9 protein-coding genes, 1 tRNA gene and 1 pseudogene are annotated in these 12437 nt (G+C 46.1%); all 11 read left to right on the forward strand.

Going from position 1 to position 12437, the window contains the following annotated elements; genetic code table 11:
- Positions 1-164: 164 nt before the first annotated feature.
- Positions 165-1172: pseudogene (gene selD, locus H171_RS19795) on the forward strand (selenide, water dikinase SelD); the annotation flags it as partial.
- A gap of 212 nt (positions 1173-1384) precedes the next feature.
- Positions 1385-1478 (forward strand) — tRNA-Sec (locus H171_RS24225).
- Positions 1479-1554: 76 nt separating this feature from the next.
- Positions 1555-3429: a selenocysteine-specific translation elongation factor gene (gene selB, locus H171_RS19800; RefSeq protein WP_100306656.1), complete on the forward strand. Its 1875-nt coding sequence runs from the start codon at positions 1555-1557 to the stop codon at positions 3427-3429.
- 13 nt (positions 3430-3442) lie between these two features.
- Entirely contained in the window at positions 3443-4372 is a 930-nt protein-coding gene (gene trxB / locus H171_RS19805) for a thioredoxin-disulfide reductase (RefSeq protein WP_100306657.1), read from the forward strand.
- Between the two features lie 14 nt (positions 4373-4386).
- Positions 4387-4719, forward strand: coding sequence for a thioredoxin TrxA (gene trxA, locus H171_RS19810; RefSeq protein WP_100306658.1), 333 nt, complete (start codon positions 4387-4389; stop codon positions 4717-4719).
- Positions 4720-4838: 119 nt separating this feature from the next.
- A complete protein-coding gene (grdA, locus tag H171_RS19815; protein ID WP_100306659.1) occupies positions 4839-5303 on the forward strand; it encodes a glycine/sarcosine/betaine reductase complex selenoprotein A in 465 nt (154 codons plus the stop codon).
- A gap of 209 nt (positions 5304-5512) precedes the next feature.
- Complete coding sequence (gene grdC, locus H171_RS19820) at positions 5513-7051, forward strand: glycine/sarcosine/betaine reductase complex component C subunit beta (protein ID WP_100306660.1); 1539 nt, start codon at positions 5513-5515, stop codon at positions 7049-7051.
- A 4-nt stretch (positions 7052-7055) separates the two neighbouring features.
- On the forward strand, positions 7056-8216 hold the full coding sequence (grdD, locus tag H171_RS19825; RefSeq protein WP_100306661.1) for a glycine/sarcosine/betaine reductase complex component C subunit alpha: 1161 nt from the start codon (positions 7056-7058) through the stop codon (positions 8214-8216).
- 55 nt (positions 8217-8271) lie between these two features.
- Entirely contained in the window at positions 8272-9654 is a 1383-nt protein-coding gene (gene selA / locus H171_RS19830) for an L-seryl-tRNA(Sec) selenium transferase (protein ID WP_100306662.1), read from the forward strand.
- 36 nt (positions 9655-9690) lie between these two features.
- Positions 9691-11016 carry a glycine/sarcosine/betaine reductase component B subunit gene (locus H171_RS19835; protein ID WP_100306663.1) on the forward strand — a complete coding sequence of 442 codons (1326 nt, stop codon included), beginning with the start codon at positions 9691-9693 and terminating at the stop codon, positions 11014-11016.
- Positions 11017-11029: 13 nt separating this feature from the next.
- The gene (gene grdH, locus H171_RS19840; protein WP_100306664.1) at positions 11030-12349 is read left to right on the forward strand and encodes a betaine reductase selenoprotein B; all 1320 of its coding nucleotides are present in this window, start codon (positions 11030-11032) and stop codon (positions 12347-12349) included.
- Positions 12350-12437: the final 88 nt, after the last annotated feature.

The following is a 12437-nucleotide window of genomic DNA, read 5'->3' on the forward strand; positions in this document are numbered from 1 at the left end:
ATACTGGACCACAAAATATCCGGCGCAGGTAAGGGAAAGGCTTTCCTTGACTTTATGGCCCGGGAGCAGGTACAAAATGATAAAAGTCATCGGGGTACAGAAAGGCGGTGCTTTATATGGAGCAAAAGGGATTGCTCACGAAGTTCGTTTCAGGCGGGGGATGAGCGGCCAAATTAGGGCCGGGAGCTCTTTCGAATATTATCGGCGATTTGCCGAAGCAGTCAGATCCGGCACTGATCGTCGGCTTTGATACGGCGGATGATGCCTGTGTCTATCAGATCAGTGAAGATATGGCGATCATACAGACGGCGGACTTTTTTCCGCCTATGGTGGATGATCCTTATTTATTCGGCAGAATTGCGGCTGCTAACGCCCTTTCAGATGTCTATGCTATGGGTGGGGTGCCCAAGTTAGCCTTAAACCTTCTTTGCGTAAACCCCTGTCTGGGAGATGAAGTGGTAAAAGAAATCCTGCGGGGAGGGGCGGATCAGGCCATAAAGGCAGGGTGTATCATAACCGGAGGCCATACCATTGAGGATAACGTTCCCAAATACGGGTTAAGCGTTACAGGATTCGTCCATCCGGGAAAGGTGCGAAAGAATGTAGGTGCAAATCCAGGAGATGTACTGATTCTGACCAAGCCTATCGGTTCAGGGATTCTCTTAACCGCCCTGAAAGCAGAATTTATAGAGCCGAGGGATTGTGAGTTCATGTTTGAGAGCATGGCCGCATTGAACCAGGAGGCAGGGGCCGCCATGGATGGTCTTTCCGTTCACGCATGCACCGATATCACAGGCTTTGGTCTTTTGGGTCACCTCTACGAAATGGCGGCAGGCAGTGAGGTCACCATATCCGTCTTTGCAGATAAACTTCCCTTGTTTCCGTTGGCAGAGGAAATGGCACGTACCGGTTTAGTGCCAGCCGGGGCTTACCGGAATTTTGATTATATCAAATCATTTGTTAAAATTATGCCAGATGTGGACCAGGTTTTGATTGATATTGCTTCTGATGCCCAAACCTCAGGAGGTCTGTGTATTTCCCTTCCGGAAGAAGAGGCCGACATCCTATTAAAAAGGCTTGAGGATGCCGGGGAGAAGGGTTATATCATAGGAAGGGCCAAAGATGAGGAAGATAAAAAGATCGAATTAATGAATATGCAAAAACACAAGTGATCCTAAGCTTGTGTTTTTTTTATGGTAAGAATTAATCTAAAAATGTTTTTGGTAATTTGATATTTTATGAGTTTTTACCTATAAATTTTTCAGATCTATAAAAAAATGAAATAAAGTGTATTGAAAATATAAAAAACACTTTATTGATATAAAAGAATAAAATGATATAATATAAAAGTAGATTGTAGACAATCTACAATCTAAATATTTATGGAAGCAGACAGGTAACTGGTGTGCCTACCGGTCTTCAAAACCGTGTTGCGGCTAATCGTCGTGGGTGGGTTCGATTCCCATATGCTTCCGCCAAAAATAATTTCCATTAACATAAATTGTGACCATATTGTTAAAAATTTATCAAACTTGGAATCTGGGTGAGGGGTGTATGGACAGCATAATTGTAGGAACTGCAGGGCATATTGACCATGGAAAAACAGCACTGGTAAAAGCCCTTACAGGCCATGATACAGACACGCTGGCGGAGGAAAAGAAAAGAGGAATTTCCATTAATCTTGGATTTACCGGCTTTATTCTTCCCAATGGGCGTACTCTTGGCATTGTTGATGTTCCGGGGCATGAAAGGTTTATTAAGAACATGCTGGCCGGAGCCACTGGCATTGACGCCGCTCTCATTATCATTGCGGCCAATGAGGGCATCATGCCTCAGACCAGGGAACATATGGACATTCTCAGCTATCTGGGAATACAAAAATATTTAATCGTGCTCACGAAAATTGACCTGGTGGATGAGGAATTTAAAGAACTGGTGATCGAAGATATCCAATCTTTTATAAAGGGGACCTTTTTAGAAGGGACAAAGATCGTTGAAGTGGATTCTGTCAGCAGGAAGGGTTTTAACGACTTGATAAGGGAGCTTGAGATCCTGACTTCCAATATCCGGGAGAGGAGCTTTACGAAGAAACCCCGGATGAACATTGACCGGGTTTTTTCTGTGAAAGGATACGGAACCGTAGTCACCGGAACACTGATGGAAGGGGTATTAAAGACTGAGGATGAGTTGGTGGTCTATCCTCAGGGGATTGCGGTCAGGGTAAGGAACCTTCAGGTTCATGAACATAACGTGGAATCTGCATATGCCGGGCAGCGGACGGCTATCAACTTATCCAATGTTGCAGTGGATGAAGTAAAAAGAGGAAATACAGTTGCAACAAAGGACAGCGTGTTCGTTACAGACAGGATTGATGTCAGGTTTTCCATTGTAAGGACAACAAAGCTTGAGATGGGAAGGTTTTATAAGTTAAAGCTCTATGTGGGAGCGGCGGAGGAAGTGGCCAGGTTTGTGCCAATCTCCCATAAAAAGGTAAAGGCAGGGGATGAAGGCTATGGCCAGATTCTTCTGGATCATGAAATAGCAGTTTTAAAGGGCGACCGTTTTGTGCTCAGAACCATTTCTCCGGTCACAACCATTGGAGGAGGGATCATCATAGATCCAAAAGCAGCGAAATATAAAAATAATCCTGAGGAACGGCTTCGGTCCCTACAGATGAAGGATTCTGCATCCTCTAAGGAGATTATAGAAGAATATATTAAAAACAACCCATTTTCCACTTTTGATCAGATTGCTGCCTTTTTAAATAAGGATATTAAGGAAGAGGAACTAAAGGAGCTGGAAACGGATGAAGCTATATTATTTATAGAAAAGCAGTACATACATGCAGAGTACCTCATGCATTACAGGTATATGGTGGAGGACATCCTAAGCGATTATCATAAGAAGAACCGGCTGCGAAAAGGGATTCCAAAGGCGGAACTGCTGGAAAAACTGGATTTATCCCATAAGAAGCAATGTGAAACCATGCTGAAGTATCTGGCCGGAAAGAACTTCGTGAGGCTTGACCAGAATCTGGTTTCCCGCTTTGATTTTAAACCTGCTCTTACAGAAGAGCAAAAGAAGGAAAAGGCTGAATTGGCTGAAAGGATTCTGGAAAGCGGCTATACGTTTCTGACGGCAGTAGAACTTACGGAAAACGTCAGGGAAAAGCAGCAGGTGCTTGAATTCATGCTGCAGGACGGTTTCATGGTCCTTCCCGGACAGTATATTTTGGCGGAAGACCAGTATAAAAAGGCCAAGGAAGCAGCGGAAAGGCTTTTCCGTGAAAATGGGGTGCTAAAGCTTCCTGATTTCAGGGATTCCATAGGTACCAGCCGAAAATTTGCCTTAATGCTTCTGGAACGGTTTGACCAGGAGAAGTTCACCAGACGCCAGGGAGATGACAGGATATTAAATACTAAAAAATAAATGGAGGTGCGTCTTGAAGATTTACGATGTTGTAATAATAGGTGGAGGGCCTGCCGGATTGTCCGCAGGACTTTACGCAGGAAGAGCCAGGTTAAATGCACTGCTGATCGAGAAGGAAAAGGATGGAGGACAGATCGTTATCACTTCAGAGATCGAGAATTATCCGGGATGCCTTCCTGAGGAATCAGGCAGTTCCCTGGTGCAGAGGATGACAAAGCAGGTGGAGAAGTTTGGGATTGACCGGACTGCGGACTGCATTCAGGAAGTGGATTTTTCCGGAGATATCAAGGTATTAAAAGGAAAAGATAAGGAATATCATGCCAAAGCCGTAATCATTGCCACAGGAGCCTTTCCAAAGCCCATCGGCTGTCCCGGTGAAAAGGAATTGATCGGAAAGGGGGTATCTTACTGTGCCACCTGTGATGGAAACTTTTTCGAGGATTTTGATATTTATGTGGTCGGCGGCGGAGATACAGCCGTTGAAGAGGCCCTTTACTTAACGAAATTTGGCCGGAAGGTGACTATAATCCACAGAAGAGATGAGCTTCGGGCCGCTAAATCCATTCAGGAAAAAGCATTTGAAAATCCTAAAATCGAATTTATGTGGGATTCCGTGGTAAAGGAAATAAACGGAGACGGAATGGTCCAGAGCATGTCCGTGGAAAACGTAAAGACAGGAGAAGTGACGGAGGTGTCTGCAGATGAGGCTGACGGTACCTTCGGGATCTTTGGATTTATCGGATACCTGCCCCAGTCAGAATGCTTTGAAGGCATCCTGGATATGGAATACGGCTATATCAGAACAAATGAGAACATGGAAACAAATATACCAGGGGTTTTTGCCGCCGGAGATATCAGGGTGAAGAGCTTAAGACAGGTTGTCACCGCATGTGCGGATGGGGCCATTGCAGCCGTTATGGCTGAGAAATACATAGAAAATTAAAGGAGGAGATTAAAATGTTGGTAGTGGATAAGGATACCTTTGGATCAGAAGTGCTGGAAGCGGAAGGAGTGGTATTTGTAGACTTTTTCGGAGATGGGTGCGAGCCATGCAAGGCTCTGCTTCCTCATGTTGAGAAGTTTGCTGAGGAATACAGTGATAAGATTAAATTCACAAAGCTAAATACTACAAAGGCCAGAAGGCTTGCCATATCCCAGAAGATTCTGGGGCTTCCGGTCATGGCAATCTATAGAAACGGTGAGAAGGTGGAAGAACTGGTAAAAGACGATGCAACGCCTGACAGAATAGAGGAAATGATAAAAAAGTATGCATTGACCTCACCGGTTTAAGATTTTTTTGTTAAATCATTTGGAACATAGCGTGGAACATATGATGTTTTCAGTCTGCAAAGCGGAGCCATCTGCCTTGGGGGCACACGTTATAATATATGAAAAAAGGAGGTAATAAAATGCTGAAAGACAAGAAAGTCATCATTATCGGTGACAGAGACGGCATTCCTGGCCCGGCAATTGAACAGTGTATCAAAACAGCTGGCGCGGATGTGGTATTTTCGTCAACAGAATGCTTTGTCTGAACGGCTGCGGGTGCTATGGACCTGGAGAATCAAAAGAGGGTAAAAACTTTGGCGGAGCAGTACGGCCCTGAAAACATTATTGTTGTTTTAGGAGCTGCAGAAGGTGAGGCCGCAGGCCTTGCTGCTGAAACTGTTACGGCAGGAGACCCTACTTATGCAGGACCATTGGCAGGAGTCCAGTTGGGACTAAAAGTATACCATGCTTGTGAGCCGGAAATCAAAGATGAAGTGGACAGCGATGTCTATGACGAGCAGATCAGTATGATGGAAATGGTATTGGATGTTGATGATATCCGAAAAGAAATGTCAACAATAAGGGACGAGCATTGTAAATATTAACATTCATCCCTTCACACATCAATTCTTGTGAAATGGTGACCCAGTTTTTCCGTTTGTATAAAAATGGTATATTGGCACCGCATTTTGCAGGAATTGATTTATTATTAGGACCTAATATGAGGTGCAGGGGTGAAAACATTTTTCAACCTTGAATTTGGAAATCAAAGGAACAGGGCTTCCTGTCAATTTGATTCAGTAGGAGGCAAAATATGTACAGCGTCTTAAAGGGGGCAAGCTACATCCTTGCCCATACGCCGGATATGGTAATTCATAATGGCACAACACAGACGACCCAGAGAACCATTGATCCGGATTCAGAGTATTTAAAAAATCTGGATAAGAGTCTGCGTTCTTATGAAGAGTGTAAGGCATATCTGCCGAACCAGACTTACATAGGAAATGTTATGCCTGAGGAGCTGGCCGGTTATGCGCAGCCATGGTATCAGCAGAAATCCGATTATGATCAGAGAGAAGGCAGGTTTGGAGAAATCATGCCGGAGGATGAATTCATCGGTCTGATCGCAATCTGCGATGTATTTGATCTTGTAAAACTGGAAGTTCAGTTTGCTGATACTGTGAAGAAAAAATTAGAATCTCACAACCTTATTGATCCATCGCTTTTAAAAGCCTTTGATAAGAGCTATGAATTATCAGAAATCAACCATTTGATCACAGACGAACACGGGGAGCCTTTGTATTACCAGGGAACCACTGTCGGCTGTATCAAAGCGGCCCATGATATTGACCATTCCCTTTCGGCCCACGTCATTTTTGAAAATCTCGTTTCAAAAGCTTCCTGCGTTCTATCGTTACTGCATTTGATGGATAAGAATGATATCAAAAAGGAAGAAATTGAATATGTGATCGAGTGTTCGGAAGAAGCATGCGGTGATATGAACCAGAGAGGCGGAGGAAACTTTGCAAAGGCAGCGTCTGAAATCGCAGGCTTAACCAATGCCACAGGCTCTGATGTAAGAGGATTTTGCGCAGGCCCTGCCCACGCCCTGATCCACGCAGCGGCTCTTGTAAAGGCAGGTACCTTTAAACATGTGATCGTTGCTGCCGGAGGATCTACCGCAAAGCTTGGGATGAATGGAAAGGATCACGTTAATAAGGGGATGCCCATTCTGGAAGACTGTGTGGCCGGCTTTGCCGTGCTGATCAGTGCCAACGACGGCATCAGCCCGGAGATCAATACGGATATTGTGGGCAGGCATACGGTGGGAACCGGATCCTCCCCACAGAACGTCATTTCTTCTTTGACGGCGTCAGCTCTTGAAAAAGCAGGGCTGATGCTGACGGATATTGATAAGTATTCCGTGGAAATGCAGAATCCGGATATTACCAAGCCTGCAGGAGCCGGCAATGTGCCGGAGGCAAATTATAAGATGATAGGAGCTCTTGCCGCCATGCGGAAAGAGATAGAAAAATCCCAGCTGGCAGATTTCGTATCAAAGCACGGAATGGTGGGCTGGGCGCCGACCCAGGGACATATTCCCTCAGCGGTTCCTTATCTTGGATTTGCCAGACAGGAGCTAATGGATAAAAAAATCACCAGAGCCATGTTTATTGGAAAGGGAAGCCTGTTCCTTGGAAGGATGACCAATCTCTTTGACGGAGTATCTTTTATCCTGCAGCAGAACAGCGGTGCAGGCCAGGAGGAAACGGTGTCAGAGGAAAGGATCAAAAAGCTGATCGCAGCAGCCTTAAAGGACTTTGCAAGGCATCTACAGGAAGACGAGGGGTGAGTGAATGTCAGAGGGTAAGATGAAACGTATAATCGCAGATACCTTTTTGGATATGGCTCACATGCTTGAGACAGGCCAGACCGGTAAAAGAACGCCTATTGCAGTTACCGCCATAGGCAGTGAGCACGGGGAAGAAGCCATTTACCAGGCAGCCTGTGCAGCGGCAAAAAAGGGGATATCTGTAAAAGTAATCGGAACCATGCCAATGGAAGCGGAAAACCTGGAGGTCATACCGGCTGCCTCGGAAGAAGATGGCCATAAAAAGATGGATGACATGCTTAAGAACCAGGAAGCTTATGCGGCAGTAACCATGCACTATCCTTTCCCAATCGGGGTATCTACAGTCGGCCGGGTGATTACTCCGGCCGCCGGCAAACAGATGTATATTGCATCCACAACAGGAACGTCATCTGTGAACCGGGTGGAAAGTATGGTAAAGAATGCCATATACGGAATTATTGCTGCAAAGGCCAGCGGGGTGGAAAACCCTGCCGTAGGTATTTTAAATGTGGATGGAGCACGACAGACTGAGATTGCTCTGCAAAAGCTTTTGAAAAATGGCTATGACATCCGGTTTGCCATTTCTCAAAGAGCTGATGGGGGCATTGTCATGAGGGGCAATGATTTACTGACAGGCTCTGCAGATGTAATGGTCATGGATTCTCTCACCGGAAATGTCCTAACAAAGGTGTTTTCCGCTTATACCACAGGAGGCAGCTACGAGTCGGTTGGTTTTGGATACGGTCCGGGAATCGGTGAAGGGTTTGACAAGCTGATTCTCATTGTATCAAGGGCATCAGGAACACCTCTGGTTACAGGGGCCATTGAATTTGCAAAGGAACTCCTTGACGGCAATTATCATAAGGTTATGGCTGAGGAGTTTGCAAAGGCAAAGAAGGCAGGCCTTACAGAGATTCTGGAGGAATTAAAGCCCGGTAAAGCTTCAGAGCCGGCTGAGGAAGTAAAAGCGCCTCCAAAGGAAGTTGTAACAGAGGAGATCCTTGGAATTGAGATCATGGATCTGGAAGCCGCGGTTACCTGTTTATGGGCTGCCGGTATTTATGCGGAGAGCGGAATGGGCTGTACAGGGCCCGTGGTTCTCATCACAGAACACAATCTTAAAAAGGCCAGGGAGATTCTTTCCGGCAATCAGTTTATCGGCTGACCCAGCCGGAGGACAGCTTGGAAGGTTTGAAAAATAATTTGAGAGGTTCGGAAAAATGACAGATAAAAACAGTCTCATGAGGCAGCTGCCTAAAGTGGATGAAATGATGCGTTCCATGGCTTTAGAAGGAATCACTGATGTTCCGGCGGTTTTAATAAAACTTGCCTGTCAAAAGGAAATTGAGCTGGAACGGCTAAAAATTTTATCCGAAGAATCCTGTCAGCTCTCAAAGGATGAGTTAATCAAACGGATCAAGGCTGAAATTGAAAGGCAGAATAAACCCCATCTACGAAGGGTGGTCAATGGGACCGGCATCGTGCTTCATACCAATCTGGGGAGAGCAAGGCTTTCCCAGACGGTTTCGGAAAGCATGAAGGAAATCAGCGGATCTTACTCCAACCTGGAGTATCATCTGGAAACAGGGGAAAGGGGCTCCAGGTACGACCATGTGGAGCAGCTTCTTACCTTTTTGACCGGCGCAGAGGCAGCCTTAGTTGTCAACAACAATGCGGCAGCCGTGTATCTGGTGCTGAATTCCATGGCAAAGGGAAAAGAGGTCATCGTTTCAAGGGGTGAGTTGGTGGAGATAGGCGGAGCATTCCGTGTTCCGGAAATCATGACAGCCAGCGGATGCAGTCTTATGGAGGTGGGAACCACCAATAAGACCCATGAAAGAGATTATGAAGATAACATCAGTGAAAATACCGGGGCATTATTAAAGGTTCACACCAGCAATTATAAGATCATCGGCTTCACAGAGGAGGTATCTCTGGAGCAGATGAAGGCGGTGGGGGAAAGGCACGGGCTTCCGGTGATATACGATCTGGGATCCGGGCTGCTTGCCGACTTAAAGGCGTATGGGATCGGTGATGAACCAACGGTCAAAGACTGTCTGGAAAAAAGGGCTGATATTGTATGCTTCAGCGGAGATAAGCTCCTTGGAGGACCTCAGGCGGGTATCATAGTAGGGAACGCCCGGTACATCAATCAGATGAAGAAAAATCATCTGCTACGGGCGCTGAGGATTGATAAGCTGACCTTGAACGCCCTGGAATTAACTCTCAGGCAGTATTTGTCCCAGGATACGGCGATAGAACAGATTCCTACCCTAAAAATGATCACAGAGCCTTTGGAACGTTTAAAAGAAAAAGCAGAGCATTTATACCGCCTGCTGGTGAAACAGCCGGGGGTAAAGGCTGAGGTGCTGGAAACGGAAGGGCAGATCGGCGGAGGAACCATGCCGGGGGTTAATCTTGCATCTTATGCAGTTGGGATAAGTGTGGAACAGGTATCCGCAGATATGCTGGAAAGCATGCTTCGAAATAACTCCGTTCCTATCATAGCAAGGATCTGGAAAAACAAGGTACTCCTTGATGTAAGGACCATGAGTGAAGAAGACCTTTTCGTGGCTGCGGATTTTTTTAACCGCTTAACTTAAACGGTTTTTAACTATTAATTTGAAAGGAGATATGGAATGAAGCTGGAATTGGGAAATTTTTATGTGAAAGATATTTGCTTCGGCGATCAGACTTCTTTAAAAGACGGACTTCTTACCGTGAATAAAGAAGAAGCTCTTGCAGTAATTAAAGAAGATGAGCATATCACGGAAGCAGAACTCTATATTGTATCGCCTGGGGATCATGTCAGGCTTGTTCCTGTAAAAGAGGCTATTGAGCCCCGCTACCGTGTAGGGGGAGGCCCGGTGTTCCCGGGAGTGACCGGAGAACTAATGCAGGCCGGAAATGGAACCACCCATGCGCTGAAGGATATGAGCGTTCTGGTAGTAGGAAAACATTACGGCGGTTTCCAGGATGGGTTGATTGATATGAGCGGAGAAGGTGCCAAATACACCTACTTCTCACAGTTAAAGAATCTGGTTCTGGTTGCTGATTCAGATGAGGTTTTTGAGCAGAAGGAACAGCAGAAGAAGAACAGGGCCTTAAGATGGGCAGGCATGCGCCTTGCCGAATACATCGGTGCCGCAACAAAGGATTTAACACCGGATGAGGTGGAGACCTTTGAGCTGGAACCAGTTACAAAAAGAAGCGAGGAAGTAAATAAGCTTCCAAGCGTGGTACTGGTGCTTCAGCCCCAGTCCCAGATGGAAGAAGGCGGCTATAATGACTTAAATTATGGCTGGGATACCAACCGGATGCTTCCAACCTTCATGCATCCCAATGAGGTACTGGATGGAGCGATGATCAGCGGATCCTTTATGCCATGCTCTTCCAAGTGGGCAACCTATGATTTCCAGAACTTTCCCATGATCCGCAGTCTTTATAAGGAGCATGGAAAGACCATTAATTTCATTGGAGTGATCATGTCCAATTTAAATGTTGCCCTGGATCAGAAGGAAAGAGCTGCTCTATTCGTGGCGCAGATGGCTAAGAGCCTGGGCGCGGATTCTGCCATTGTTGCAGAAGAAGGATACGGCAACCCGGATGCGGACTTTACGGCATGTATCGTTGCACTGGAGAATGCAGGCGTTAAGACCGTAGGACTTACAAACGAGTGCACGGGAAGAGACGGTGCCAGCCAGCCGCTGGTTTCCTTAGATGAAAAAGAGGATGCCATCGTTTCCTGCGGAAACGTATCTACACTCATCAGACTTCCAAAGATGGAAACGGTTCTTGGAGAGTTAGAGGCTCTGGCAAGGGACGGAATGTCCGGAGGCTGGTCCAATGATGAGATTTTAGGGGCTTCTGTAAAAGAAGATGGTTCAATTATTATGGAAAACAACGCCATGTTCTGCGGAGACCAGGTAGTAGGCTGGTCAACCAAGAGGATGGTAGAATTCTAGAAGGAGGGACGAAATGAAAGGTATTTTATACTTAAATCAGTTTTTTGGGCAGATCGGCGGAGAAGAACTGGCTGATTTCAAACCGGAAATCAGAGAAGGCCTTGTTGGTCCGGCCATGGCATTGCAGCAGGAATTACGCGATGAAGTAGAAATAACACATACCATCATCTGCGGCGATAACTATATGGGTTCCAATACAGAGGAAGCCGTAGATATCATCCTTTCCATGCTGAAGGGAAAAGAGATGGATGTATTTTTTGCAGGACCGGCTTTCCGTGCAGGACGTTACGGATCAGCCTGCGGCCACATTTGCAACGCTGTTAAAAAGGAGTTCGGAGTGCCCGTTCTCACCTCTATGAACGATGAAAACCCTGGGGTTGAAATGTTCAGAAAGGACATGTATGTTTTTAAAGGCGGAGCCAGCGCCGCAGCCATGAAAAAGGATGTAAAGGCCATGGCAAAGTTTGCCCTTAAGCTGATAAAGGGAGAGAAATTACTGCCGGCAGCAGAGGAAGGTTATTTTGGAAGGGGAGTCAGGGATCAGATCTGGCTGGATCCTCCGGTAACGGCAGCTGACCGTGTTATTGACATGCTCCTTAAGAAGGTTCATGAAGAACCATATGAGACAGAGCTTGCCATTCCAAAGTCTGACCGGGTGGCAATTGCTCCGGCCATCACTCCGGAAGAGCTTAGCAAGCTGGAGGTTGCCCTCATTACTTCTGGAGGAATCGTTCCGGTAGGAAATCCGGACCGCATTCAGTCAGCCTCAGCAACCAAGTGGGGTAAATATGACATCTCTGAAAAGGATGACCTTGTGAAGGGTGAGTATATGACCATTCACGCTGGTTTTGATCCGGCAGCAGCCAACAATGACTCTGACGTAATCGTTCCCTTGGATGCCATGAGACGGTATCAGAAAGAAGGAAAGATTGGCGGAGTATACAAATACTTTTTCTCCACTGTTGGTACTGGAACGACCCAGGCCGAAGCTGCGAGAATGGGAAAAGAAATCGCAAGAGAATTGAAAAAGGATGGAATCAGAGCTGCAATTCTGACCTCCACATGAGGGACCTGTACACGTTGCGGTGCAACGATGACAAGAGAAATTGAAAGAGAAGGCATCACCATCGTTCAGATGGCGAACCTGATTCCTGTAGCTAAAACAGTTGGAGTGAACAGACTTGTTCCCACCATATCCATTCCATATCCGCTTGGAGATCCTGCAACACCGAAGGAAGAGCAGTTCAAGCTTCGTTATCACAGAGTGGGAGTTGCTCTGGATGCGTTAACAACAGATATAAAAGAACCTTATCTCTTTAAAGTTAAAATTTAAATTTCATTATAACAGAACCTGAAGGCCGGCGTGCAAAAAATACCTTCCCCTAAATGCCGCAGGCCGTCAGCGTAAAACATGATTGAAC

Origin of the sequence: [Clostridium] celerecrescens 18A (genome assembly GCF_002797975.1) — a bacterium.
Taxonomy (GTDB): Bacteria; Bacillota; Clostridia; order Lachnospirales; family Lachnospiraceae; genus Lacrimispora; species Lacrimispora celerecrescens.

Bases quoted from the DNA above. Each gene is read 5' to 3' on its own strand.
- selB (WP_100306656.1), top strand. From the start codon at position 1,555: ATGGACAGCATAATTGTAGGAACTGCAGGGCATATTGACCATGGAAAA.
- H171_RS19835 (WP_100306663.1), top strand. From the start codon at position 9,691: ATGAAGCTGGAATTGGGAAATTTTTATGTGAAAGATATTTGCTTCGGC.
- trxA (WP_100306658.1), top strand. From the start codon at position 4,387: ATGTTGGTAGTGGATAAGGATACCTTTGGATCAGAAGTGCTGGAAGCG.
- grdC (WP_100306660.1), top strand. From the start codon at position 5,513: ATGTACAGCGTCTTAAAGGGGGCAAGCTACATCCTTGCCCATACGCCG.
- selA (WP_100306662.1), top strand. From the start codon at position 8,272: ATGACAGATAAAAACAGTCTCATGAGGCAGCTGCCTAAAGTGGATGAA.
- grdD (WP_100306661.1), top strand. From the start codon at position 7,056: ATGTCAGAGGGTAAGATGAAACGTATAATCGCAGATACCTTTTTGGAT.